Here is a 24,814-nt window from a genome sequence, read left to right as displayed (position 1 = left end):
AATGATGCAAATGACTCCTCTTGATATACGTAATAAGCAATTCAATAAAGGGATTCGAGGGTATCAATGCGGAGAAGTGGAAAAATTCCTGGATACTGTGAGTCAGGAATTTGAATCCGCCTACACTGAAAACTTCGAATTACGCGAAAAAGTAAAAGCTTTAGAGTCCGAAATTGGTCATTTCCGTCAAATTGAGACTACATTGCAGCAAACCCTGGTCTTAGCCCAGCAAACTGCGGAAGAAGTAAAGCAAGCTGCACGTCATGAGGCTGAACTTTTGCTGAAGGAGGCTGAACAGAATAAGTTAGCCAAAGTGTCTGAAGCTCAAGAAAAGTGGGAAGAAATACAGGGTGAAATACTAGAATTATCTAGGAAACGCGATTTGATTCGAAGTCAACTCAAGTCCTTTTTGCTCTCCCATCTTGATTTAGAAACGATGCAAGAGCGAAATGAAGGTATAGCCTAAAGGGTTAAAGGCTGCTGGAGTTGTTGCTAAGCTGTCTGCATTCGTGGTAAAATGTTCTAAAAGAGAACTTGGAAAGAGAAGGATTGTCACCGATGAATAGATTGATTAGTGAGATATCTTCTGACTTTCTCATTCAAGGATTTGGGTTGCATGAGGATGAAAGGAAGATTTTTGTTGGTAAAGTAGGAGGCCAAGAGATCCAACTTTTACCTGACTTCCATAATTTAGATTTAGAAACCAAAGATTTGAAAATTCTTTGTGTAGGAATTGCTGAAGCCAGTAATCATTTTCGTCCTGGGGATGTACTGATGACCGGAAGCGACGATTTGCTTGATCGTGCCTTTCAAATTATGGATGATCTTGAGCAGCGTTGTGTTGTGGTAAGTCTGACTCCCAGTCAAGACTCCACTCATTTATACCTTTCTAAGGAAGCGATGGAACCGCTGGTTCAGGAATGGAAACAACGTAAAGTCTCTTTTTTGTGTCTTTGGATGGTTGATCCTATCGATTCTGAGGGACAAGCAAAATTAGTGACGATTATACGTAAAGTAATCTTGAAGGACTCATAACTAATTATTTTGGCTAAGTAAACGAGAATTATTATTATTGAAAACGTTAGTGACAAGGGTGGTATGTAATTGATCTCGTCCCTTTATGGAGGGACGGGATTTTAGTTATTTATGGGGCCGGAATTATAGAAGTCTGAAGGTTTGGGAATCTTTGCGAATATTGGTAATTGTCGAATTGGGTAATTAAATATTGAAAAAAATCAGTCAAACTTTTAAAAAGGGTATAGACGAAATGAAAAAAAAAGCATAGTATATTGTATAACGATAACAGCTACCGAATGATACTAGCAGGAGAGATTTGGGAGAAGTCCCAGACGCCGAAGGAGAAAATCCCTTGAAGTCGCTTTTCAAGGGGGGAAACTCTCAGGCAAAGGTACGGCTAGTAGACGGTACTCTGGAGAGTTTCTCTTCACAGGGAACACCAAAGGGGAAGCCGGAAGACGGCGAATCTCTCAGGTTAAAGGACAGAGAAGATGCGAAAGGCATCTTTTTTTGTCCTTTTTTGTATCTACGGCGGCTAGTTAATTTTTTACGATGGAAGAGGTTAAGTTTCAGTTTTCAGTTAAAACTATACAGAATTGAGGAGGTGCCAAAATGGCAGAACTGAAGCGAACTCCACTTTACGAAGAACATAAAGCGGCCAAAGCAAAACTTATTGATTTTGGCGGCTGGGAAATGCCGGTTCAGTATTCCGGAGTGATCGAGGAACATCAGGCAGTACGCAAAAATGCAGGGCTTTTTGATGTTTCCCATATGGGCGAAATCGATGTTCAAGGAAAAGATGCGCTGTCTTTTGTACAAAGGATAATTACAAATGATGCCAGTAAGCTGGAAGATGGAAAAATCCTTTATTCTCCCATGTGCTATCCGGATGGCGGAATCGTAGATGATTTATTGGTCTATCAACATACTCCCGAGCATTTTTTGCTTGTTGTCAATGCATCCAATACAGCAAAAGATTTTGCTTGGATTCTTGAGCAAGTCGACAATTTTCAGGTCACCGTGGAGAATATCTCGGACCAATATGCTCAGTTGGCTTTGCAAGGGCCGCAAGCGGAAAAAATCCTCCAAGGATTGACAAATGTTAATTTGTCGGCCTTAAAATATTATACCTTTTGCTATGGAGAAGTCGACGATATCAGATGCCTGATTTCTCGCACGGGATATACGGGAGAAGATGGTTTTGAGATATATGCCTCTCCTCAGTCTGCCAGACAATTGTGGCGCAGGATTCTGGAAGTCGGTTCGGCAAAAGGGATACAGCCCATTGGCTTAGGTGCTCGGGATACTTTAAGGTTTGAAGCCCGCTTACCCTTATACGGCAATGAATTAGGGGAGAACATTACTCCTTTAGAAGCTGGACTGGGTATCTTTGTCAAATTAGATAAGTCGGATTTTATTGGCCGGGATGTGCTCCTGAAGCAAAAGGAGCAAGGCGTGCCGCGTAAGCTTGTTGGTCTGGAAATGATCGGACGGGGGATTGCCCGTTCTCATTATCTCTTGCAAAAGAATGGGGAAGAGATCGGATTTGTTACTTCAGGATCCTACTCCCCGACTCTTGATAAAAATATTGCTTTAGGTCTTATTCGAGCAGATTTAGCGGTATTAGGTGAAACGGTAGACGTGGTGATTCGCGGAAAGGCTGTTCAAGCAAAGATTATTCCCAGTTTGTTTTATAAACGGAGCTAGCGGATAAAATAACAAAAATATTGAGGAGGATGATATCATGAATCCAGTAGATTTAAAGTATAACAAAGAACACGAATATGCGAAGGCAGAAGGGAATAGCGTAACGTTTGGGATTACTGATCATGCCCAGGAAAGTCTGGGAGATGTTGTTTTCGTTGAACTGCCTGAAGTAGGAGATAGGGTAACCGCAGGAGAATCCTATGGAACTGTTGAATCAGTTAAGGCAGTTTCAGATATCACGGCTTCTGTAAGCGGTAAGGTTGTTGAAGTAAATACTTTAGTGATCGACTCACCGGAATTGTTAAATAGTGATCCCTATGGAGATGGCTGGCTGATCAAAGTTGAGGCAGAGGATTTGTCCCCTTTGGATACTTTAATGACTGCTGCTGAGTATGAGGAGTTTGTGGCTGAGGAGGAACACTAGTATGAACTTCGTGCCAAATACGGACAGCCAAAAAGAACGGCTCTTAGCCCGTATTGGGGTTGAGTCCGTCGAAGACCTTTTTGCAGATGTACCCAAAGAAGTTCGCTTAAAACGTTCTCTCAATATTCGCGGAGGAATGTCAGAACAAGAATTAGTCAAACATGTCAAAGGCTTGGCTGTTAAAAATAAGACCGTTGAAGAGTACAGTTCTTACTTGGGAGCTGGTGCTTATGAACATTATATCCCGAGTTTTGTAGATCAGTTATTGCTTCGTTCTGAATTCTATACTGCTTATACGCCCTATCAGCCGGAAATTTCGCAAGGGACACTTCAAGCTATCTATGAATATCAGACGTTGGTCTGTGAGTTAACGGGAATGGATGTGGCAAATGCCTCCATGTATGATGGCGCTTCGGCCTTAGCTGAGGCTGCACTCATGACCTGTGATGCCACAAAGAGAAACAAAGTTTTAGTTATGGAGACAGTCCATCCGGAATATCGTGACGTTCTCAAAACATATTTGCCGCCGCGAGGGGTAGAACTGATCGAAATTCCGTCCAAGGATGGAGTAGCAGACTTTGAAGCCTTAGAAGCTAAGCTTCAGGAAGGTATAGCAGGCGTTCTGGTGCAGACGCCAAACTTTTTCGGCAATATAGAAGAGGCAGAACAAATTACCGTCGCTGCTCACGGAAAAGGGGCACTTGCCGTGATGGCTGTTAATCCCGTGTCTTTAGGTCTGCTGAAGACTCCGGGAGAATGCGGGGCAGATATTGTTGTCGGGGAAGGTCAGGCCTTTGGAAATCCTCTTAATTTTGGTGGTCCCTATTTAGGCTTTTTGGCGTGTCGAGACAAGTATGTGCGGAGAACGCCGGGAAGGATCGTAGGAGCAACGACAGATAAAAACGGGCGAAAAGGTTATGTTCTGACCTTGCAGGCCCGCGAACAGCATATTCGAAGAGAAAAGGCTACTTCTAATATTTGTTCCAATGAAGCCCTTTGTGCCTTAGCCTTTACCATGCATTTGAGCGCTTTGGGAAAAAAAGGAGTTTCAGAATTGGCCAATTTGAATTTCCAAAATGCTCATTATGCCGCTCGGGAGATCGTCAAGCTTCCAGGCATGAGTTTAGCCTTTCAACGGCCTTTCTTCCACGAATTTGTGGTAAAGACAGCATTGGAACCCTCGAAAATCAATGAGGCTCTTCTCAAAGATCAAATCATTGGCGGATTGGATTTAGCGCGATTCTACCCGGAACTTGATCATCATCTTCTCTTCTGTGTGACCGAGACTAAATGTAAAGCTGACATTGATCGGCTTGTGGCCAGATTGGGGGAAATCCAATGAAAGCATTAGAACCGCTAATTTTTGAACTCAGCGCTGCTGGCAGAAATGCAGTCAGTTTACCAAAATGTGATGTTCCGGAAATCCCCGTCGAGACAATGATCCCCGAGCATATGCTTACCCGTCAGGAACCTCAGCTTCCTGAATTGTCCGAGGTTGATGTTGTGCGGCATTTTACTCGGCTTTCAACCTTTAATCATGGAGTAGATACTGGATTTTATCCCCTGGGATCTTGTACAATGAAGTATAACCCCAAAGTGAATGAAACTTTGGCTCGGCTCTCCGGGTTTTCGGCCCTCCATCCTTATCAGCCGGAGGTCTTGACTCAAGGGGCTTTGCAGCTCATGGCCGAGCTTCAGGAAGATCTTTGTGAGCTGGCGGGAATGGATGGATTTACTCTCCAGCCTGCAGCCGGCGCTCATGGAGAGATGACGGGGATGTTAATTGTTAAAGCCTATCATGAACATAGGCAGGATCGGAAACGTACGAAGGTCATCGTTCCGGATTCAGCTCATGGAACCAATCCGGCGACGGCTGCTATGGTCGGCTATGAGATCATTCAGGTGCCTTCCACTGAGCGCGGCGGCGTAGATCTGGAGGCTCTAAGAAAAGTTGCCAGCGATGAAGTCGCTGCTCTAATGTTGACAAACCCCAATACCGTTGGCCTGTTTGACGAAAATATTCTGGAAATCACCAAGATTGTTCACGATGTCGGCGGCTTATTGTACTATGACGGTGCCAATACCAATGCCATCATGGGTATTGCTCGTCCCGGAGATATGGGGTTTGACGTTGTTCATCTTAATCTGCATAAGACCTTTTCGACGCCTCACGGGGGCGGAGGACCTGGTGCCGGTCCCGTCGGAGTGAAGGAATTTTTGCTGCCTTTCCTGCCCAAGCCTATTGTGGTTCGAAAGAATGACGGTAGCTTTGGCTTAGAGGACGATCTGCCGCTTTCAATTGGCCGGGTTCGTTCATTTTACGCTAATTTCTCGGTGCTCGTTAAGGCTTACGCTTATATTCGGGCTTTGGGGGGAGAAGGGCTCAAGACAGCGTCTGAAAATGCAGTGCTTAATGCCAATTATTTAATGCAAGTGCTCAAAGACCATTATTATCTCCCCTTCGATCGTACTTGTAAGCATGAATTTGTAATTACGCCGAAGACCCTGAAATCTACGGGAGTTCACACCTTAGATATTGCCAAACGCTTATTGGATTATGGCTATCATCCGCCCACGATTTATTTCCCATTGATTGTTGAAGAGGCAATGATGATTGAGCCTACCGAAACGGAAAGCGCCGAAACCCTCGATGAATTTGCCCGGGTCCTCATTAAGATTGCTGAGGAAGCCCGTGAAGATGCGGATTTGGTCAAGAATGCTCCGCATACTACGTTAGTGACTCGTTTAGATGAGGTGGCTGCGGTGCGGAAGCCGGATTTGCGGTATCGGAAGAAGTAACATTTTGCCTGAGAACTAGGGTTTTTAATATGCCGCTCTTTGGGGCGGCTTTTTTCCACAGCCATGGAGATGTATTATCTGCCTTTGGAAGAATGAATGATTGTTTGGGTCAGGCAGCTTCGCCCACACCGTTCACTCAGCATTCCGAGGCTCGCCCACTCGGCCGCGCGGGAGCTCCACCAAACCTCTGGGCAGTACCTGATGTGAACCACTGGCTCCGCTGCCCCGCGCAGCCTTTGTGGGCTTTACCGCCTCTCCATGCAATGAGTTCACTCTTGTGGGCGAAGCTGCCTTGCTTAGAGGTCTATAAGTCCATAGTCTTTTCGGGATAGTTATCTAAGTTGTAATACGGTACCATCTGAGAGAGGATGAAAGATTGTTCGGGTCAGGCATCTTCGCCCACACCGTTCACTCAGCATTCTAAGGCTCGCCTACTCGGCCGCGCGGGAGCTCCACCAAACCTCCGGGCAGTACCTGATGTGAACTACTGGCTCCGCTGCCCCGCGCAGCCTTTGTGGGCTTTACCGCCTCTCCATGCAATGAGTTCACTCTTGTGGGCGAAGCTTGCCTTGCTTGGAGGTCTATAAGTCTATAGTCTTTTCGGGGTAGATATCTAAGTTATAATACGGTACCATCAGAGATAAGTTTCAATTTAAGTGAGGATGAAGAGATGGAGCATGATGATGGGGTGAGTCTTATTCAACAGGCAGGAATGGTGCGGCGGGCGAATTTTGACGATGAGATCTTTTTTGACTTTCCCACTCAGACGGAGAGCATCACTCTTACCGGTCATTCCTGTGCTCTTAATTGCGCTCATTGCGGCGGACATTACCTGAAGGGGATGTCTAGTGTCGAAGAGATTCAAATTCATGGGGCTCTTAATCAGAGTTATCCATTTCGCAGTGCACTTATCAGTGGAGGGTGTACACGGGAGGGGAAGGTCCCTTTCCCGGAACATTTGGAATTTCTGCGCAGGCTTAAAAGAAATGTTCGTTTGAATTTTCACGTAGGATTATTAAGCGATGAGGAAGTTCCTTTGCTTAAAGATTTGGCTGATGTCATCTCTTTTGACTTCGTAGCGGATCGGGAAACGATACGTGAAGTGTATGGCTTGGATTTTGGCCCGGAGGATTACCGTCGGGTTTTTCTTGCCTTGCAGGACGTAGTGCCGGTGATGCCCCATGTAACATTAGGCCTGAAAGGGGGAGAGTGGCAGGGGGAAGAGGCGGCTTTGGAAGTGCTTTCCGAACTGGATATTCGGGGGTTGATTTTTAATGTGTTTATTCCGACACCGGGAACACGCTATGCCGATAGGCGGCCTCTGCCGGTGGAGGAGGTTATTGACTTTTTGGCCAGGGCAAGGATCCGTTTCTCTAAGATACCTTTAGTTTTGGGATGCATGCGTCCTAAGGGAAAATACCGGCAGGTTCTGGATGAAGCCGCCGTTGATTTGGGTTTGAATCGTTTAGTTATGCCGACCCCGGGAGCTCGGCGAAGAGCAGAAGAATTGGGCCTTAAGGTTATACACGGTGAGGAGTGTTGTGCTTTATGATACGATGTTCTCTGGGTACGGCTAAAGTCTTGGGTTTAAAAAAGGTTAGGGTTGATGTTTTACCTACAACTGCCTACCTGATGGTCGGAGAACACTGCCGTTTTAATTGTGCTTTCTGTGCACAAGCCCGCGAGAGTGGCGCTCGGGCAGATCTTCTCTCGAGGGTTAGCTGGCCGGATTATGCCAATGAGGTATTCCTCCAGGGATTGCGGGTCTCCCAGGCCAATCATGGGCTGCAGCGAATTTGCTTTCAAGTGGTTCAGGATAAAGCAGCTCTAGAAGAGACTAAGGATTGGGTTAAAGCAGTTCAAGCGGAAACTGGACTGCCAATCTGCGTGTCGGCAGGTCCCCGAAGCCTCGAGGAGGTTGAGGAACTTTTGAATCTCGGTGTTGATCATGTAAGCATTGCTTTAGATGCTGCAACTCCTGAGATTTATGCCCGCAGTAAAGATGGTTCATGGCAAGAACGAAGGGATCTGCTTTTCAGGTCTGCTCAAATGTTTCCTGGTCATATAGCAACTCATTTGATTGTCGGTTTAGGGGAAAATGACGAGGAAATGATTCATTGTCTGCAATCTCTCTGCGATCATGGTGTTACCACAGCGCTCTTTGCTTTTACCCCTGTACGGGGGACGCGAATGGAAGGAGTCGCTCAACCTCAGTTGTCTCATTATCGTCGGATACAGGTTGCTCATGATCTCATCCGAAATCACTTAGGGCGGAAGGACGATTTTACATTTGAACAGGGACAGTTGATCAGCTATGGCATTTCTATCGATGTGCTGAAAGAAAAAAGGGGGGGAATACCTTTTCAAACTTCGGGTTGTACAGGCTGCAATCGTCCGTATTATAACGAAACGCCCGGTCAAGAACTCTATAATTATCCGAGGCCCCTGACTCAAGATGAAGCGTTAAGGGCTTGGGCTCAAGTTCGGAACGGTTTGGAGAAATCAAAGGAAAGCGAGTGATCCTATGGATTTGTGGCGTTACCTGCCCTATGCTGCAGCCTCGGGAGCTGAAAATATGGCTATTGATGAGGCGTTATTACTGACGATGGTTCAGGCTACTGATCCTCAGCCTGTTCTTCGCTTTTATGGCTGGGACCCGGCAGCCTTATCCCTTGGTTATGCTCAAAGCTATGAGCGAGAGGTTGATGAAAGGGCCTGTCAGGAGGAAGGGATTGACATTGTGCGCAGACCGACTGGAGGGCGGGCGGTTTTGCACCAATATGAGCTGACTTATAGTGTCATAGCCCCGGAAAAGGATCCGAATGTTTCAGGGACTGTAACGGAATCCTATTTGAAGATCAGCAAAGCCTTATTGTCCGGATTTCAAGCCCTGAGGATTCCGGCAGAGATGTCCGTTGGCGGAGTTGCGAAGGAAACAACTACTGCGGCTTGTTTCGATGCTCCTTCATGGTATGAACTTGTTGTCAACGGCCGAAAATTGGTGGGGAGCGCTCAGATGCGGAAAGAGGGGATGCTTTTGCAGCATGGGTCGATCCTACTCCATTTTGATGCCGATCTTCTCTTTCGGCTTCTGAAATTCCCCAATGCAGAGCTGAGGGAACGTTTACTGCAACGATTTAAAAGAAAAGCTTGTGCTTTGGATGAAATCTGGCCTCAGCCTATTGGGCGAGAGGAATTGGAACGAGAGATCTGCCGCGGATTTTGTAGAGTTATGGAGATTGATTTGATTCAAAGTCAATTAACAGACACTGAACGATATTTAATGCAGGAAATACGTTCCAAATATCGTTCTGATACTTGGAATAAGAAACGCTAGGCTCAGGCTCAGGTGAAATTGCTTAACAGAAATTTAAATTATGATTTATACTTGGATTTGTGTCGTTTTATGATGAAAAGGAGTATACTATTATTTAATGAAATTTCGTACCCGGAAATTTCTTTCGGGCAGATGTTATGATTTCATTCGCAGTAACTATGGAGGGTGATAAATCTAATGGCTAGTTTTATGGTTCCGGTAGGTATTTCCAACAAACACATTCATTTGTCCCAGGCACATATTGAAGAACTCTTTGGTGCAGGTCATACGTTGACGAAAACAAAAGATTTAAGTCAACCGGGTCAGTTTGCCTGTGAAGAAACGGTGACGCTTATTGGTCCTAAAGGTTCCATGCCGGGAATTCGTGTTTTAGGACCGGCCAGAAAGGCATCTCAAGTGGAATTAGCAGCCACTGACACCTTTAAATTAGGAGTTAAACCTCCGGTTCGGGACTCTGGAAAGCTTGAAGGGACGCCAGGAATCGATGTTGAAGGCCCTAAGGGAAAAGTTCATCTCGACGAAGGGGTTATTATTGCGGCTCGCCATATTCATATGACACCTGAAGAAGCTCAAAAATATTCCTTAAAGGATGGAGATCATGTCCGGGTTGTGGTTCCGGGTGTACGAGGCGGAATTTTCGACCAAGTTCTTATCCGTGTCAGCCCAAATTATGCCTTGGATATGCACATTGATACAGATGAGGGAAATGCTTTCAGTCTCGCCAATGGCATGCAATTGGAGGTTCTTTTGGATTAGATTTTTGAGGTTCTTAAGTTTCTGTGATAAATGACGAACTTCGCGTCACAATTGTGTGATGCGGAGTTTTTTTTGTACATCAGAAAACATAACTTTCGGTTGTATACTGCAAGAAGAGTTAGTGCGTCGAAGACGGTTTTTTCGGCTTCTAGCATAAGTGCGACTAACCTGCCGCTTTCGGCAGAGGTTGCAAGAAGGGTTAAATTGTGCAAAAACTGTGTCTTTGAGTAGCAGCTAAGTTTTCTCTATGTTAAAGTTTTTTGGGTAAATAGTCAGCGCGTGGGAACACTAGGATTATCGAAACGAGATTAAAAATTTACGGAACTTGCTTGGAGCATTGGAAAGGGGCAGTGAGATGAATAATGGGTCTCGTTATCTAAAATTAATTGATACGCTGCGCGCGGAAAAGCAAAGCTTAATGGAGATGGCAACAGAACTTATTAATGGGGATATGAGGGAGTCCCTAGGTGAACTGTCGGTAGCGGACAATCATCCAGCTGACGTGGCGACAGAGGTGTATCAGCGTTCGCAGGACGTTGCCTATCATGATCGTTCTGTACATAGGATTGAAGCTATTGATGCAGCTTTAGAGCGTTTTGAGAAAGGCACCTATGGAGTCTGTGAACGCTGCGGTCAAGAGATTCCCTATGAACGGCTTGAACTTGTGCCCTATACGACGGTATGTACTCAATGCAGTCGTGAGGAAGAAAAAGAGGAGCAGCATTCATTGCATCGTGAACCTGTCGAAGATGAAATTCTCAATCGTCCCTTTTCCCGAACGTTTAATGACGGGACGGACCGAGTCGAATTTGATGGTGAAGATGCTTGGCAGGCAGTAGCCCGTTATGGAACGTCTGATTCACTTCAGGATTTAGGGACGAATAGAGATATATCAGATCCCAATGATTTGTATGAGGATTCTGATGAGGTCATTGGTGCCAGCGAATTTATAGAAACCATTGAGACCGGCCGAGAACCGGAAGGGCGAGGCAATACAATCCATTATAGTGAGAAACACGGGCGTACTTAGATGAATTGCCGGCGAAAAGGAAAATTTGCTCTCCTTAAAACCCTGTGTTAAGATGAGAAAGAACAGGGGGGTTAAAGGATTGTTGGTCTGGTTTGCAATGATTGGCGTATGGATCGTTGATCGTCTCTTAAAAGTGTTGATTCAGAAGAATTTTGTGCCGGGCGAATCGCTGATAGTCATTCCCAAGGTATTTCATATTACCTATGTCCTTAATCCAGGGGCCGCCTTCGGCTTGATGGCTGGACGCACCTGGATTTTTGTTGTGACAGCTCTTGTGGTTGTGGGCGGGGTAATTTATGGTCAATTTCGAATTCCCCAAAAAGAAGCGCTTCTGCGGTTGGCTATTGGCCTGATTGGCGGAGGGGCTCTTGGTAACTTATATGACCGCCTTGTGATTGGCCGCGTTGTCGATTATATCGACGTGCAAGTTTGGCCCTATGTTTTTAATTTTGCTGATAGTATGATCGTTGTTGGCGTTGGACTCCTGATGCTTAAGTTATATCTGGACGAGAAAGTTCCCAAAACTCCTGATCAGGATCTCAAACCCAGCAATACACAGGAATAATTATCCTATGAGAACCACTCCTGCATACAGAAGTTGGGGCCGCCTTTCCCAATAGGAATACTTAGCGGCGAAGGAGGACTCTACCCCACCTGAAGTTAACGAAGGACCCATCTCTACTCATAAAAGTGGGAGTCTTAAAAACCGGATAAAGAATATCGGTAAATATAGTCATTAAAAGCGAATATTCAAGAATGAACGCAGATGATAGAATTTTAATATGGGATGGTTAGAATTAGGTGTGGAAACAAAAAAAGTAGTTGGCTCAGAACAGCTTGATGAAGACTTTAACGAAGAAATTAACGAGATTGAGTTGGGACTGGAAGATAGTTCTGCCGAAATTGAAAGCTTAGAATTTGAAGTTTCGGAAGGAATTCGACTTGATGTTGGAGTGACCCATGTCTTAGGAAAGAGCAGGTCCTTTGTCCAAGATCTGATTGCCAAGGAATACGTTAAAGTTAATGGGCAGATTAAAAAGGGAAATTATAAAGTCCGCAAAGGTGACAGAGTTCAAGTGTCAATGCCAAAGCCTCGTCCGGCCACGGCAGAGCCAGAGGATATTCCTTTAGATATCCTTTATGAGGACCAGGATGTCTTAGTCGTTAACAAGCCGCAGGGTATGGTAGTTCATCCAGCGCCCGGTGCTTGGACAGGCACTCTTGTGAACGCTTTGTTAGGTCACTGTCATAATCTCTCAGGAATTAACGGGGTTTTAAGGCCTGGAATTGTACACCGAATTGATAAGGATACTTCAGGGATTTTAGTAGTGGCTAAAAATGATGATGCTCACCAAAACTTAGCTGCTCAACTTAAAGTACACAGTATGGAACGAATCTATTTAGCCTTGGTGCATGGGGTGATCCATGAACCTTCAGGTACTGTTGATGCGCCTATCGGACGCGATCCGTCGGATCGCAAGCGCATGGCTGTTGTTATGAATCATTCTAAAACTGCTGTCACTCATTACAAAGTTCTGGAACGTTATCCGGATACGACCTACATAGAAGTACATCTGGAAACCGGCAGGACTCATCAGATCCGTGTACATATGAATTATCTGAAGCATCCCGTTTTAGGGGATCCTGTTTACGGACCTGCGAAAAACAGGTTCGGGCTAAAGGGCCAGCTTCTCCATGCGGCCCATTTAGGCTTTAAACATCCCCGGAGCGGAGAATGGATGAGGTTTGACGTTCCGGTGCCTGAAGTGTTCTCTAATCTCCTTAAGTGTTTGCAGGAAGGATTGACATTTCGGTCAACCTAAAGTAAACTTAATGACAGTTGAATGGCCTTTAAATGAAGTCCTGTGAGGCTTGGGAAGGCAGACGGAAGTAAGTTAAGGACTGTCTGCTTGGGAGACAGTCCTATTTGTTTTGTCACTCTGATCTGTGTTCTAAAGTTACTCCAGAAGGAAGGAGACGGATACTTTGGAGGGAACGGTTAAAAGCAAGATATTGGATGCTGATGGAATTCGGCGGGCGGTTATCAGGATTGCCCATGAAATTGTGGAGAAAAATAAAGGAACGGATAAACTAATTTTAGTGGGGATTCGGCGCCGGGGTGTACCTTTAGCAGAGCGTATCCAAAAGTATATCCTGGAATTTGAAGGAGTACAGTTACCCCTGGGGATTTTGGATATAACACTATATCGGGATGATTTGAGTACGATTGATGTTCAGCCGGTTGTCCATGAAACAGATGTCCCGGTGAGTATTGAAGGGAAAACGGTAATACTGATTGACGATGTTTTGTATACCGGACGTACTGCCCGTGCTGCTTTAGATGCCACCATGGATTTAGGTCGGCCGGAGCGGATTCAGCTTGCTGTCTTAGTTGATCGCGGGCATCGGGAACTTCCTATTCGCGCAGATTATGTCGGCAAAAACTTGCCTACGTCTCGCCGGGAAATCGTCGCAGTTTGTTTGCAGGAAGTTGATGAAGCAGAAGAGGTACTTCTCCTGGAACGGGTTTAATTGTAAGTTAACAAGTGAATAACTAACGAAATATGACCTAACCCTTTAAATACCATCCAGAGAGATGGGCAAGGGGCGAGTAGGATTTTTGGCTGTGCCTGTTTTAGTCCTCTCCCTTCTTGGGAGAGGACTTTTGACTTTTCAGTCTCAATCTAGTTTTTGGATAAAATTTGCAGCGTAGGGGATACCAAAAAGTGACAGCATTATTAGGAGGGTTACGATGAAATTGCAGCGTAAAGACGTTCTTGGGTTAGAAGAGATGGATGTGGAAGAAATTCGCCAGATTTTGCAGACAGCAAAAGTGATGAAGGGGATTTTGATGCGGCCCATTAAAAAACTGCCGACACTTAAGGGAAAATCCGTTGTCAATCTTTTTTATGAAGCCAGTACAAGGACAAGAACGTCCTTCGAAATGGCGGCTAAAGTCTTAGGCGCGGATACGACAAGCATTGCTGTGGCTCAAAGCAGTGTGAGCAAAGGAGAAAGCTTGTACGATACTGCCAAAACTATTCAGGCCATGCGCGCTGATTTAGTCATTCTCAGACACTCAAGTTCGGGGTCGGCAAGCTTTTTGGCGGATATTCTTGAGGCAGGGGTTATTAACGCGGGAGATGGTCAACATGAACATCCGACCCAAGCTTTACTGGATATTTTTACGATGGAGGAAAAGCTGGGAGACCTGGAAGGGAAAAATGTGGTTATTGTTGGGGACGTTTTACATTCTCGTGTGGCCCGGAGCAATGCCTGGGGCCTGAAAAAACTTGGAGTCAATGTTACCTTGGTGGGTCCTCCGACTTTAGCACCGGCGGAGATGGGGGGCTTGGGGGTTAAACTGACTCATGATTTGGATAGTGTTTTGCCGGGCGCCGATGTGGTGATGGCTCTGCGTTTACAATTGGAACGGCAAAAAAGCGGACTGTTTCCCAGCCTGCGGGAATACAGCCATCTTTATGGTTTAACGAGTGAACGCTTAAAGAAGACCGGAAAACAAAGCGTGGTTATGCATCCCGGTCCGATGAACCGCGGTGTGGAAATTTCCGATGAGGTGGCAGACAGTACTCAGGCCTTAATTGAGCGTCAGGTGACAAACGGTGTGGCCATTCGTATGGCCTTAATCTATCTCTTGATTGGAGGGTCCGCTAATGTTGTGGCTTAAAGATGTATGGGTTGTTGATCCTAGTCAAAAACTAGCAAGTGCGCAGAGTGTTCTTGTTAAAGAAGGAAAAATCCTGGCAATTTCTTCGTCCCTGACTGATGAAGAGGCCCAATTTAAAGCACAGGGCGAAGCTATAGAGACAATTAACGGGCAGGGCAAGTTCCTTTTCCCAGGCTTAATCGATGTCCATACTCATTTGCGTGAACCGGGGCAGGAAGACAAAGAGGATATCTTAAGCGGTTCTCGCGCTGCCGTGCGTGGAGGGTTCACGACGATTTTAGCTATGGCCAACACACAACCGGTTATTGACAAGCGGGCTCTGGCAGAGTTTGTACGGCTTCAAGGCGAACGAGCCGGATATGCTCATGTTCTGCCCATTGGCACTGTAACTAAAGGGATGCAAGGCGAAGAACTTGTTGAGATGGCGGATATGAAAGAAGGCGGAGTTGTTGCCTTTTCGGATGACGGGAAAAATATTCAGAATGCGGAAGTTATGAGGCTGGCCTTAGAATATGTTAAATTAACGGGACTGCCGATCATCAGTCATTGTGAAGACAACTATTTAGCCGGAGACGGACTTATGCGCAGAGGAACGGCTTCAGGGCGCATGGGACTCAAAGGAATCCCGGCCAGCGCCGAAAGTGTCATTGTTGCCCGAGACTTGATTTTAACAGAAGAAACAGGCGGAAAACTCCATTTAGCGCATATTTCCACAGCGGAAAGCGTGGAGCTGATTCGAAGGGCAAAATCACGGGGCGTGAATGTCACTGCGGAAGTTAATCCTCACCATCTGATATTCTGTGACGAAGATGTTCATCTTACAGATACTGCCCTTAAGGTTAATCCGCCGCTGGCTTCCCAAGAAGACCGGGCAGCACTTATTGAAGGGCTTCAGGATGGAACTATCGATATGATTGCGACAGACCATGCCCCGCATACCCAGGCAGAAAAAGCGCGTCCTTTTGCCGAAGCTCCCTTTGGTATTGCCAGCTTGGAAACGGCTCTGAGTGCTGTCTATCAGTACCTGGTGCTCACTGGGAAACTTTCCTGGGAGCGGGTCATTGAGGCCTGGAGTTATTCTCCGGCTAAGCGCTTTGGGTTAAAGGGAGGAACGCTCAAACCGGGGACTCCGGCAGATATGGTCCTTTTTGATCCGGGCTATAAAGAAGTTATCGAGCCGAGTAATTTAGTATCCAAAGCCAGGAATACACCGTTTTTGGGAAAAACTCTGCAAGGTTTTCCGGTGATGGTCTGGGTGGAGGGACGGTTAGTCCAGAAAAACCGCATGCTTCTTTAATTGTTGGAGAGACATTGTTTAGAACTATGAACGTAAATTTTAGATGTGAGAGTTGAGAGGGAGTGTCGCAGGTGGCTTATCTCGTTTTTATGGATGGGACAACCTTTGAAGGGGAAACGTTTGGAGCGTGGGAGAAATGTTCTTCCTCATTGGCAGCAAGGGAAGTAGTCTTTAATACGTCCATGAGTGGATATCAGGAGATGATTACCGATTTATCCTATGCCGGGCAGATTCTGGTACTCACTCAGCCGCAAATCGGAAATTATGGCTGGCATCATGAAGAAAATGAAGCTGACAAAACTCGTCTCCAAGGGCTTATTGTGCGCGAACTTTCCCAAGGTGAGGGGAGTCTGCATGCGGAGGGTTCTTTGGAAGACTATTGTCAACAATATAATGTTCGAGGACTAAAAGGTGTTGATACGCGAGCCCTGACGCGCTATTTAAGGGAATTTGGCACCTTGCAGGGAGTATTAACAGAGACAAGGGAAGCGGGGGTTGATTTTTGGCAGAAGCAGAAAGACGGCATCAAGGTACAGGGAAGCTGTCAATTAAATCATAGTTGCGGTTCAAGTGACCATTGGGTTTATCGCTCAACAGTTAAGGAAGTTTATGAAATTCCGGGGTCAGGCCCTTTGATAGCCCTGTTTGACTTTGGAGCCAAACGAAATATTCTTCGTTCTCTGCAGCAAAGAGGCTATCGAATTATGGTATTTCCGGCAGGATCAACAGCTGAAGAAGTCTTAAGGCAGCGCCCAAGGGGGTTGGTCTTAAGCAATGGCCCCGGAGATCCCAGCGAGCTGCCTGAAGTCGTTGCTGTGGTCCGTCAATTGTATGATAAGCTGCCTGTTTTAGGTATCTGTTTAGGGCATCAGCTTCTCGCTCTGGCTGCCGGCGGGGAGACCTATAAACTGCCTTATGGACATCGTGGAGGGAATCATCCGGTCCTTGATCTGCGAACAGGTAAAGCAACGATGACGTCACAAAATCATGGTTATGCAGTGAGGGAAGATTCTTTAAAAGGATCCGGTTTTGAAGTGGCCATGCGTAATCTTAATGATGGAACGGTAGAAGGAATGGAGCATACAACATATCCGGTAATATCCGTCCAGTTTCACCCGGAAGGGGCTCCCGGCCCTGAGGAAAATAGTGAGATTTTTAATCATTTTACGAAAATGGTGGACGAAAATAGCCTGAGGAAGGGGAGAAGGTAATGCCCAAGCAAGAGTGGAGAAAGGTTTTGGTTATTGGTTCAGGTCCCATTGTAATTGGGCAGGCGGCTGAGTTTGATTACGCCGGAACTCAGGCATGTCGGGCGATACGCGAAGAGGGAATTGAAGTTATTCTGGTCAATTCTAATCCGGCGACCATTATGACAGATCGCGAGACGGCAGATCGGATTTACATTGAACCTTTGACCGTAGAATCCGTAGAGCGGATTATCGAACGAGAGAGACCTGACGGTTTAATCCCGACGATGGGCGGACAGACGGGTCTTAACTTAGCTTATCAACTGGCCAAACGCGGAGTGTTGGAACGTTGTGGTGTCACGCTGATGGGGACTTCTTTGCAGAGCATTGACCAAGCCGAAGACCGTGAAAGTTTTCGGGAGTTAATGCAGCGCTTAGGCGAACCTATCCCTGAGAGCAAAATCGTAGACAATATCGAGGACGCTCTGAAGTTTGCCGGGGAAACGGGTTATCCCTTGATTGTGCGTCCTGCTTTCACTCTGGGGGGGACGGGAGGCGGAATCGTTGAAAGTGATGAGGAACTGGAACAGATTGCCCGAAGTGGTCTGCAAGCAAGTCTGATTGGTCAGATACTCGTCGAACGCAGCGTCGCCGGTTGGAAGGAAATTGAGTTTGAGGTTTTGCGGGACGGTATTGGTAACTGTATTACCATCTGCCATATGGAAAATATGGATCCTGTGGGGATACATACGGGAGACAGCATCGTTGTTGCGCCCTGTCAAACATTAACCGATCGCGAAGTTCAGATGCTGCGCAGTGCTTCCCGCAGGATTGTCAATGGTTTGGGGATTGAGGGAGGCTGCAATGTTCAGTTTGCTCTTCATCCGTCGACGATGGAATATGTAGTTATTGAGGTTAATCCTCGACTCAGCCGTTCCAGTGCTCTGGCATCCAAAGCGACAGGCTACCCTATCGCTAAGGTTGCAGCGAAAATCGCTCTGGGGTACGCTTTGACAGAACTAAGAAATGCCGTAACAGGTAAAACCTCTGCCTGTTTTGAACCGGCCTTAGATTATGTTGTTGTTAAAATTCCGCGTTGGCCCTTTGATAAATTCACAGATGCGGACCGCAAATTAGGCACGCAGATGAAAGCTACCGGAGAAGTTATGGGTATTGGCAGGAATTTAGAAACGGCCTTGCTGAAGGCTATCCGCTCGCTGGATATTAAAGTATCCGGTGTTCTTTGGCAAGAACTGGAGACTTTAAAGAATGAGGAGCTTAAAACTGCCTGTCAGCATCCGGATGATCGCCAATTGTTTGTTCTGGCCGAAGGAATAAGACGAGGATGGCCCCTCGAGGAGCTTACCGATCTTACAGGTTGGAACACCTACTTTCTCATGATCATTAAACGTTTGACAGACTTTGCCGAAGTTTTAAAAAGGTTCCCTTGGGATACAGAGAAATTAAGAAAAGGTAAACGATTGGGCTTTTCTGATTCTGAACTTGCAGAGTTCTGGCATTGCCCAGAAGATGAAATCTATTATTTTAGACGTAAGAACGGAATTTTACCCGTATTTAAAATGGTGGACACTTGTGCCGGAGAGTTTGAAGCGACGACTCCTTATTTTTACTCCAGCTATGATGTTGAAGATGAAGGAGAAGTTCATAAGAAGCCTAAGGTGGTCGTTCTGGGGTCGGGCCCGATTCGGATTGGCCAGGGGATCGAGTTTGATTATTGTTCTGTGCATGCCGTCTTGGCCTTGAGGCGGAGAGGGTATGAGAGTATTATTATCAATAATAATCCCGAAACTGTTTCTACAGACTTTGATACTGCTGATCGACTCTATTTTGAACCTTTGACGCTGGAGGATGTTTCGGCGATTCTCGATAAAGAACAACCTGAGGGTGTTATCGTTCAGTTTGGCGGGCAGACGGCCATTGGTTTAGCCGGCAGCTTAGAGAGACGGGGCTATCGTATTTTAGGCACAAGTGTAGAAAACATTGACCGGGCAGAAGAGAGAGGAACCTTTGATCGTGTTTTACAGGAATTAGGGGCTAAGCGGCCGCGAGGCGGAGGAGCAACAACTATGGAAGAGGTTCGTCAAGTGGCAGAACGGATAGGCTTCCCCTTAGTCGTTCGTCCTTCATATGTTCTTGGCGGACGGGCCATGGAAATCGTCTATGAAGAGAAAGAGTTAGAGTTTGTTGTCAAGCGTGCTTTCAGTGCTTCTTCCGATCAAGAAATCTGGATGGATCAATATCTCCTCGGCAAGGAAGTGGAGGTTGACGCAATTTCCGATGGTGAGAACGTCTTTATTCCCGGTATTATGGAGCATTTAGAACGGGCAGGAGTCCATTCGGGAGATTCGATTGCTGTCTATCCTCCTCAATCTTTGGAAGAGGCTATGCGCCATAAAATTATTACTCTGACAGAGTCCTTAGCACGTTCGTTAAACATTAAGGGCCTTTTAAATATTCAATATGTCATTTATCAGAAGGAACTCTTTGTTCTGGAAGTTAACCCGAGGTCCAGCAGAACGGTGCCCTTTTTGAGCAAAGTTACAGGCGTACCCATCGTGGATTGGGGAACCCAAGTGATCTTAGGCAGGGGTTGGGAGGAGATCGGAATACCCCATGGTCTTTGGCCGCTGGAGAATCGAGTTGCAGTCAAGGCGCCGGTCTTTTCCTTTTCCAAGCTGCAAAAGGTTGAACCTTCTTTAGGACCGGAAATGAAATCCACCGGAGAAGTGATGGGGATGGACAGAACCTATGAAAAAGCGCTCTATAAAGCGCTCTTAAGTGCGGGGCTATCTTTTACCCCCTACGGGACGGTACTTGTCACCCTGGCGGATAGAGATAAAGCTGAAGGGGTCGATCTCGTCCGCCGTTTTGTGGAACTTGGCTTTCGTATCTTAGCTACAGAAGGAACGGCTCGCTATTTAAAGCATGAGGGAATAAGAGTTGATCCGATTGCCAAGATTCATGACGGTTCCGATGAAATTATTGAGGGGATCCGGAAACAAAAAATTCAATATGTCGTAAATTCGACGACTCATGGCCGGGTTCAGGAAAGCGATGGCTTTGCCATTCGGAGAGCGGCCGTAGAGTATGGGATTCCCTGTTTTACGAGTTTGGATACGGCGGCGGCCCTGCTTCATGTCTTGGAAAGTATTTCTCCCAGTCTCCTGCCGCTCTAAGTAACGAGATGGAAAACAAATAATCATTCTCAGACACGTAATTTTGCGAACCTTATTATCAATTAAGATTACCACTTCGAAGTATAAGTGGTTTCCATACCTTGCTTCGGTGGCCCTTTCGTCACCGAAGCACCGATCTTCAGCTTTAGCTGAACAGTTTAATGTATCCTTAGAAAGGAGAGAATGCTATGCTTTCTCAGGGACTGGTCGTTAGTCATGAACAATTGGGCGACAGTGATCAAAAGCTTAGACGGCTGGTTCTTCAAGGACCTGCTGCCCAAACTGCCCAGGCGGGACAATTCGTAACGGTTCAGGTTCAGGATTCCGCGCGGGCTTCCTTTGATCCCTTATTGCGGCGCCCCATTAGTATTGCCGAAATTTCTCCGGAGCGTGATGAGATCACGCTCCTTTACAGAATTAAAGGCAGGGGAACTGAAATTTTAGCTCAGGCTCGCTGCGGAGATAGTCTCAGTATCATGGGTCCTTTAGGAAATGGTTTTTCACTGCCTGAAGAGGGAGAACTTTGGTTGGTTGCCGGAGGGATTGGAATTTTCCCATTGTTTGCTTTAGCTCAGCGTGCTCTTAGTCAAGGCCTGAAAGTGCGGCTATTTTGGGGAGGAGAGTGCAAGCACTTTATGGAAAGTGCCGGATTGGCATCGTGGAGGGAATTGGAAATAGAAACAAGCTTCAGCACTTTGGACGGGAGCCTTGGCGAAAAAGGCTTCGTGACGGAACCGCTTCATAGCGCGTTAACTCAAATAAAACCGGCAGACTCAAAACCCAAAACCAATGAAGTCAGAGTAAGTGTGGCTGCTTGCGGTCCCAAAGGAATGATGCAAAGCGTTACTGAACTCTGCCAAAGGTTTGATGTTCCCATAGAAGTTTCCTTGGAAGAACGAATGGGCTGTGCTGTAGGAGCATGTCTGGGATGTGTATGTACCTTAAAAGATAAGGCCGGCCGCTTAATTCATAAAAAAGTTTGTTTAGACGGGCCGGTCTTCAGGGGCGAGGAGGTTGTCTGGAATGAAACCTGTTGATCTGACAACTCAGCTTGGCGGAATTACCCTCCGCAATCCTATAATCACGTCTTCGGGAACCTATGGATTTGGTGAGGAGTATCTGGCTTACTGTCCTCTTGAAGCGTTGGGAGGGATAACCTTAAAGGGAATCACGCCGCTTCCTCGCTTGGGCAATCCTGTTCCGCGTCTCGCAGAAACTCCGGCGGGGCTTTTAAATGCTGTTGGACTAGAAAATCCGGGACTGGAGGAATTCCTGAAATCTTATCTGCCCAAACTAAGCAAGATTCCTACGGCGGTAATCGCTAATATATCGGGGTTTTCTCTGGATGATTATGCCTGTATGGCTCGGGCTTTAAAAAAGGGGTCGGGCATAACGGCTCTGGAAGTTAATATATCTTGTCCCAATGTGAAACATGGCGGGATGCATTTTGGGACAGATCCCAAGAGTGCACAGGAAGTCATGGCTGCCGTTAAAGCTGAAACGGATTTGCCCATTATTGCCAAGCTTTCTCCTAATGTAACGGATATTGTGGAGATGGCGCGAGCAGTCCAGCGAGGGGGAGCCGATGTGCTTTCTCTGATTAATACACTCTTAGGCATGAGTATTGACCTCAATTCTCAGCGTCCAGTTTTGGCGAATACCTTTGGAGGGCTTTCCGGGCCGGCGATTCGGCCTGTGGCTGTGCGGATGGTTTGGCAAGTGGCTGAGGCAGTAGATTTACCCATCATCGGGATGGGAGGGATTACTTCCTGGCAGGATGCGGTGGAATTTCTCTTAGCCGGCGCAACGGCTGTCAGCATCGGTACAGGGAATTTCTATAACCCCCAAGCTCCTTTGGACGTGGTTGAAGGAATCCGCAATTACTGTGAACAAAGAGGGTATTCTTCCGTACAGGAATTAGTAGGCTTAGCCCACCGAGGTTAGATTTTTCAAGAATCCTTATAGAACATCAGCGATAGAAAAAAGGAGGGTAATGAGTGGATAGAAACTTAAATAAGAGAATTATGGTCGCCTTGGATGTCAAAGGGCGGGAAGAAGCTCTTGTCTTAGCAAATGCTCTCCAAGGCAGCGGCTGTTGGCTGAAAGTCGGCATGGAACTTTATGCTTATACCGGCCCGGCAATGATTCGCGAATTAAGGGCACTGGGATTCCCAATTTTTTTGGATCTAAAATTGCATGATATTCCAACGACTGTTGAACGGGCTATACGAGGATTTGTGCAAGCAGGAGTAGATATGATCAATGTCCATTGCAGCGGAGGCTATGAGATGATGGCCCGAGCTGCTGCGGCGGTTCATGACGAAGGAGATACGTTGGAAGTTGTGCCCAAAGTTATAGGAGTGACAGTTCTAACCAGTATGTCGGAACACCAATTTCGTGAAGAGTTAGGAGTAGAACGTAAACTGGAAGATCATGTTGGTATGTTGGCCAGACTTGCCGAAAAGGCCGGCCTGGATGGGGTTGTCGCCTCTGCTCAGGAAGCTAAGGAGATTCGCAGGAATACTGCGCCGGAATTTTTGATTGTGACACCGGGAATTCGACCGGCTTGGAGTGAAGCGAATGATCAAATGCGCGTTTTAACTCCACACGAAGCCTTAGCTGCGGGCAGCTCTTATCTTGTGGTTGGCAGGCCGATTACTCGTGCCCAGGATCCCAGACAAGCTTTAGAGAGATTATGGTTAAGATAAAACGTTAAGATAAGACATAGAGAAAAGCCGAGAAAAGAAAAAAAGGAGCAAAAGCAATGACGGAAAATCAGATGAAGAAGGAAAGTAAGACACTTAAAACTGAAGAATATCTTGACTTATTCAGAAAAAGCAATGCCTTGTTAGAGGGGCATTTCCTCCTAACGTCCGGAAAACACAGCGGGCAGTATATGCAATGCGCGCAAGTTTTGCAGTATCCCGACCGGGCGGCAGTTTTAGCAGAAGGTTTAGCCGATTTCTTTCGGGACTTCAAAATTCAAACTGTAATAGGACCTGCCATGGGGGGGATCCTAGTAGCTCATGAAGTCGCCAAGGCTCTCGGAGTACGTGCCTTGTTCACGGAACGGGAAAATGGGATCATGCGGCTGCGCAGAGGCTTTATGCTTTCACCGGGGGAACGGGTTCTGGTCGTGGAAGATGTTGTCACAACAGGCGGATCTGTACGTGAAGTCATTGCGGTGGTTCAAGAGATGGGAGCTGTTCCCGTGGGAGTTGGGGTTTTGGTTGATCGCAGCGGTGGGACAGTGGATTTTGGCGTGCCCCAGAGTTCTATACTTCAGCTCAAAATCGAGTCTTATGCTGCTGAGGAGTGTCCCCTTTGCGCTCAGGGAATCCCTGCCATAAAACCGGGAAGTCGAAAACTCTAAGGTAAACTTTTCTAGAAAGTATTTGGCTTAAGGAACAGTTTCTTGGGAATGCTAGATCAGAGTTGTTCCAAGAGGCTGGTGAGATTAACAGATGATTATGGTCCAAAAGGTCATAACTTTTGTCCGAACTTTAATGACGTCAATTATGGAACATAATATTGCTTCTCTGGCAGCAGTTATAGCTTTTTTTGGCTTTTCATCCATGATTCCGCTGCTGCTTCTTTTGATCTACGGCGCTTCAATCTTTATTCCCCAGGAGACTGTACAGAACTTCATATCGGCCGTTTATCAGTCATATGTTCCGGCTTTGCCGGATGCTAAACTTTATTTCTCGCAAAACGTGTCCAGATTGGTTTTATTGGGTTCGAACAAAGTGGGGGTTATTGGAATTATTGGGCTGCTATGGACTACTGTGGGCGGTTTTGTATCCTTCCAGCGGATTTTAGATACAATCTGGGAAGTGCGCAAGAGACGATCTTTTATTAGACAGTATCTCGTTGGCTTTGGCATGCTGATGATTCTCGTCAGCCTAACGATTATTTCCTCTTTGGCAACGATTGTATCTCTGGCTCTCGTAAAAAGTTTCCTTACTCCCAATCAGAGTATCCCTTTATGGTTGGCTCTTTTCCATGGGATATCTCATTTAGCCTTTCCTTTGCTGTTGTATTTGACCTGTCTTTTTTGTTACAGATTTTTACCGTCCCAAACTATTCGCAGCCCTTACCTTTTGGCCGGTGCTTTGATTTCAACCATAGGAATATATCTTTCACGAGTGGTTTTTGTTTGGTACACTGAGCATTTAGGACGCTATGAGATGATCTATGGGAGTTTGACTTTCATTATGCTGTTTACGTTCTGGGCCTATATTTCCTGCATTATCGTGCTATTTGGAGCCGAAGTGGCGGTCACTTTGAACAAGTTATCCAAAACCATTGCTTGAGGTTAATTATTTTTCTGTCGCTGGAGTTGTTGTTTTGTTTTTTTAACATGATACCAGGCCGT

Annotated in this window: 24 protein-coding genes and 1 riboswitch; all 24 genes read left to right on the top strand. The window is 46.3% G+C overall.

What is annotated here, in order from left to right:
- The first annotated feature begins 4 nt into the window (after positions 1 to 4).
- The 24 genes from B5771_RS11765 to B5771_RS11655 all read left to right on the top strand — a co-directional run bounded on the left by B5771_RS11765 (position 5) and on the right by B5771_RS11655 (position 24,752).
- On the top strand, positions 5 to 466 hold the full coding sequence (locus B5771_RS11765; protein WP_088187667.1) for a DivIVA domain-containing protein: 462 nt from the start codon (positions 5 to 7) through the stop codon (positions 464 to 466).
- Between the two features lie 92 nt (positions 467 to 558).
- A complete protein-coding gene (locus B5771_RS11760) occupies positions 559 to 1,035 on the top strand; it encodes a hypothetical protein (RefSeq protein WP_047810762.1) in 477 nt (158 codons plus the stop codon).
- Between the two features lie 278 nt (positions 1,036 to 1,313).
- Positions 1,314 to 1,424: riboswitch (glycine riboswitch) on the top strand.
- 205 nt (positions 1,425 to 1,629) lie between these two features.
- Positions 1,630 to 2,724 (top strand): glycine cleavage system aminomethyltransferase GcvT, encoded by a 1,095-nt coding sequence (gcvT, locus tag B5771_RS11755; protein ID WP_088187666.1) that lies wholly within the window; start codon positions 1,630 to 1,632, stop codon positions 2,722 to 2,724.
- A gap of 37 nt (positions 2,725 to 2,761) precedes the next feature.
- The gene (gene gcvH, locus B5771_RS11750; protein ID WP_088187665.1) at positions 2,762 to 3,148 is read left to right on the top strand and encodes a glycine cleavage system protein GcvH; all 387 of its coding nucleotides are present in this window, start codon (positions 2,762 to 2,764) and stop codon (positions 3,146 to 3,148) included.
- A 1-nt stretch (position 3,149) separates the two neighbouring features.
- Positions 3,150 to 4,490, top strand: coding sequence for an aminomethyl-transferring glycine dehydrogenase subunit GcvPA (gene gcvPA, locus B5771_RS11745; RefSeq protein WP_088187664.1), 1,341 nt, complete (start codon positions 3,150 to 3,152; stop codon positions 4,488 to 4,490).
- A complete protein-coding gene (gene gcvPB / locus B5771_RS11740) occupies positions 4,487 to 5,947 on the top strand; it encodes an aminomethyl-transferring glycine dehydrogenase subunit GcvPB (protein ID WP_088187663.1) in 1,461 nt (486 codons plus the stop codon). The genes gcvPA and gcvPB overlap by 4 nt, the downstream gene beginning before the upstream one ends.
- Positions 5,948 to 5,976: 29 nt before the next feature.
- Entirely contained in the window at positions 5,977 to 6,279 is a 303-nt protein-coding gene (locus B5771_RS24320; RefSeq protein ID WP_172408254.1) for a hypothetical protein, read from the top strand.
- Positions 6,280 to 6,617: 338 nt separating this feature from the next.
- Entirely contained in the window at positions 6,618 to 7,499 is an 882-nt protein-coding gene (locus tag B5771_RS11735) for a radical SAM protein (RefSeq protein WP_088187662.1), read from the top strand.
- Positions 7,496 to 8,467, top strand: coding sequence for a radical SAM protein (locus tag B5771_RS11730; RefSeq protein ID WP_088187661.1), 972 nt, complete (start codon positions 7,496 to 7,498; stop codon positions 8,465 to 8,467). The genes B5771_RS11735 and B5771_RS11730 overlap by 4 nt, the downstream gene beginning before the upstream one ends.
- Positions 8,468 to 8,471: 4 nt before the next feature.
- A complete protein-coding gene (locus B5771_RS11725) occupies positions 8,472 to 9,284 on the top strand; it encodes a lipoate--protein ligase family protein (RefSeq protein WP_088187660.1) in 813 nt (270 codons plus the stop codon).
- Between the two features lie 177 nt (positions 9,285 to 9,461).
- Entirely contained in the window at positions 9,462 to 10,040 is a 579-nt protein-coding gene (locus tag B5771_RS11720) for a phosphate propanoyltransferase (RefSeq protein WP_088187659.1), read from the top strand.
- 355 nt (positions 10,041 to 10,395) lie between these two features.
- Positions 10,396 to 11,070: a TraR/DksA C4-type zinc finger protein gene (locus tag B5771_RS11715; RefSeq protein ID WP_088187658.1), complete on the top strand. Its 675-nt coding sequence runs from the start codon at positions 10,396 to 10,398 to the stop codon at positions 11,068 to 11,070.
- Between the two features lie 79 nt (positions 11,071 to 11,149).
- Positions 11,150 to 11,635, top strand: coding sequence for a signal peptidase II (gene lspA, locus B5771_RS11710; protein WP_088187657.1), 486 nt, complete (start codon positions 11,150 to 11,152; stop codon positions 11,633 to 11,635).
- A gap of 217 nt (positions 11,636 to 11,852) precedes the next feature.
- Positions 11,853 to 12,893 carry an RluA family pseudouridine synthase gene (locus tag B5771_RS11705; RefSeq protein WP_088187656.1) on the top strand — a complete coding sequence of 347 codons (1,041 nt, stop codon included), beginning with the start codon at positions 11,853 to 11,855 and terminating at the stop codon, positions 12,891 to 12,893.
- 163 nt (positions 12,894 to 13,056) lie between these two features.
- Entirely contained in the window at positions 13,057 to 13,602 is a 546-nt protein-coding gene (pyrR, locus tag B5771_RS11700; RefSeq protein ID WP_047810929.1) for a bifunctional pyr operon transcriptional regulator/uracil phosphoribosyltransferase PyrR, read from the top strand.
- 220 nt (positions 13,603 to 13,822) lie between these two features.
- A complete protein-coding gene (locus tag B5771_RS11695; RefSeq protein WP_088187655.1) occupies positions 13,823 to 14,758 on the top strand; it encodes an aspartate carbamoyltransferase catalytic subunit in 936 nt (311 codons plus the stop codon).
- Positions 14,745 to 16,055, top strand: coding sequence for a dihydroorotase (locus tag B5771_RS11690; protein WP_088187654.1), 1,311 nt, complete (start codon positions 14,745 to 14,747; stop codon positions 16,053 to 16,055). Before B5771_RS11695 ends, B5771_RS11690 begins: the two co-directional genes overlap by 14 nt.
- 71 nt (positions 16,056 to 16,126) lie before the next feature.
- Entirely contained in the window at positions 16,127 to 17,266 is a 1,140-nt protein-coding gene (gene carA, locus B5771_RS11685) for a glutamine-hydrolyzing carbamoyl-phosphate synthase small subunit (protein WP_088187653.1), read from the top strand.
- Positions 17,266 to 20,439, top strand: a complete 3,174-nt coding sequence (gene carB, locus B5771_RS11680; RefSeq protein WP_088187652.1) for a carbamoyl-phosphate synthase large subunit — start codon at positions 17,266 to 17,268, stop codon at positions 20,437 to 20,439. Before carA ends, carB begins: the two co-directional genes overlap by 1 nt.
- A 188-nt stretch (positions 20,440 to 20,627) precedes the next feature.
- Positions 20,628 to 21,476, top strand: coding sequence for a dihydroorotate dehydrogenase electron transfer subunit (locus tag B5771_RS11675; protein ID WP_088187651.1), 849 nt, complete (start codon positions 20,628 to 20,630; stop codon positions 21,474 to 21,476).
- A complete protein-coding gene (locus tag B5771_RS11670; RefSeq protein WP_047810744.1) occupies positions 21,463 to 22,383 on the top strand; it encodes a dihydroorotate dehydrogenase in 921 nt (306 codons plus the stop codon). The genes B5771_RS11675 and B5771_RS11670 overlap by 14 nt, the downstream gene beginning before the upstream one ends.
- 80 nt (positions 22,384 to 22,463) lie before the next feature.
- Positions 22,464 to 23,147: an orotidine-5'-phosphate decarboxylase gene (gene pyrF, locus B5771_RS11665; protein ID WP_047810928.1), complete on the top strand. Its 684-nt coding sequence runs from the start codon at positions 22,464 to 22,466 to the stop codon at positions 23,145 to 23,147.
- A gap of 71 nt (positions 23,148 to 23,218) precedes the next feature.
- On the top strand, positions 23,219 to 23,812 hold the full coding sequence (gene pyrE, locus B5771_RS11660; protein WP_088187834.1) for an orotate phosphoribosyltransferase: 594 nt from the start codon (positions 23,219 to 23,221) through the stop codon (positions 23,810 to 23,812).
- 91 nt (positions 23,813 to 23,903) lie between these two features.
- Positions 23,904 to 24,752, top strand: coding sequence for a YihY/virulence factor BrkB family protein (locus tag B5771_RS11655; RefSeq protein WP_088187650.1), 849 nt, complete (start codon positions 23,904 to 23,906; stop codon positions 24,750 to 24,752).
- The last annotated feature ends 62 nt before the right edge of the window (positions 24,753 to 24,814 follow it).

The sequence above is a fragment of the Desulfosporosinus sp. FKA genome, assembly GCF_002196785.1.
Classification (GTDB): Bacteria; Bacillota; Desulfitobacteriia; order Desulfitobacteriales; family Desulfitobacteriaceae; genus Desulfosporosinus; species Desulfosporosinus acididurans.
This window is presented reverse-complemented; position numbering and strand designations above follow the sequence as displayed.

Bases quoted from the DNA above. Each gene is read 5' to 3' on its own strand.
- B5771_RS11765 (WP_088187667.1), top strand. From the start codon at position 5: ATGCAAATGACTCCTCTTGATATACGTAATAAGCAATTCAATAAAGGG.
- B5771_RS11760 (WP_047810762.1), top strand. From the start codon at position 559: ATGAATAGATTGATTAGTGAGATATCTTCTGACTTTCTCATTCAAGGA.
- gcvT (WP_088187666.1), top strand. From the start codon at position 1,630: ATGGCAGAACTGAAGCGAACTCCACTTTACGAAGAACATAAAGCGGCC.
- gcvH (WP_088187665.1), top strand. From the start codon at position 2,762: ATGAATCCAGTAGATTTAAAGTATAACAAAGAACACGAATATGCGAAG.
- gcvPA (WP_088187664.1), top strand. From the start codon at position 3,150: ATGAACTTCGTGCCAAATACGGACAGCCAAAAAGAACGGCTCTTAGCC.
- gcvPB (WP_088187663.1), top strand. From the start codon at position 4,487: ATGAAAGCATTAGAACCGCTAATTTTTGAACTCAGCGCTGCTGGCAGA.
- B5771_RS24320 (WP_172408254.1), top strand. From the start codon at position 5,977: ATGCCGCTCTTTGGGGCGGCTTTTTTCCACAGCCATGGAGATGTATTA.
- B5771_RS11735 (WP_088187662.1), top strand. From the start codon at position 6,618: ATGGAGCATGATGATGGGGTGAGTCTTATTCAACAGGCAGGAATGGTG.
- B5771_RS11730 (WP_088187661.1), top strand. From the start codon at position 7,496: ATGATACGATGTTCTCTGGGTACGGCTAAAGTCTTGGGTTTAAAAAAG.
- B5771_RS11725 (WP_088187660.1), top strand. From the start codon at position 8,472: ATGGATTTGTGGCGTTACCTGCCCTATGCTGCAGCCTCGGGAGCTGAA.
- B5771_RS11720 (WP_088187659.1), top strand. From the start codon at position 9,462: ATGGCTAGTTTTATGGTTCCGGTAGGTATTTCCAACAAACACATTCAT.
- B5771_RS11715 (WP_088187658.1), top strand. From the start codon at position 10,396: ATGAATAATGGGTCTCGTTATCTAAAATTAATTGATACGCTGCGCGCG.
- B5771_RS11705 (WP_088187656.1), top strand. From the start codon at position 11,853: ATGGGATGGTTAGAATTAGGTGTGGAAACAAAAAAAGTAGTTGGCTCA.
- B5771_RS11695 (WP_088187655.1), top strand. From the start codon at position 13,823: ATGAAATTGCAGCGTAAAGACGTTCTTGGGTTAGAAGAGATGGATGTG.
- B5771_RS11690 (WP_088187654.1), top strand. From the start codon at position 14,745: ATGTTGTGGCTTAAAGATGTATGGGTTGTTGATCCTAGTCAAAAACTA.
- carB (WP_088187652.1), top strand. From the start codon at position 17,266: ATGCCCAAGCAAGAGTGGAGAAAGGTTTTGGTTATTGGTTCAGGTCCC.
- B5771_RS11675 (WP_088187651.1), top strand. From the start codon at position 20,628: ATGCTTTCTCAGGGACTGGTCGTTAGTCATGAACAATTGGGCGACAGT.
- B5771_RS11670 (WP_047810744.1), top strand. From the start codon at position 21,463: ATGAAACCTGTTGATCTGACAACTCAGCTTGGCGGAATTACCCTCCGC.
- pyrF (WP_047810928.1), top strand. From the start codon at position 22,464: ATGGTCGCCTTGGATGTCAAAGGGCGGGAAGAAGCTCTTGTCTTAGCA.
- pyrE (WP_088187834.1), top strand. From the start codon at position 23,219: ATGAAGAAGGAAAGTAAGACACTTAAAACTGAAGAATATCTTGACTTA.
- B5771_RS11655 (WP_088187650.1), top strand. From the start codon at position 23,904: ATGATTATGGTCCAAAAGGTCATAACTTTTGTCCGAACTTTAATGACG.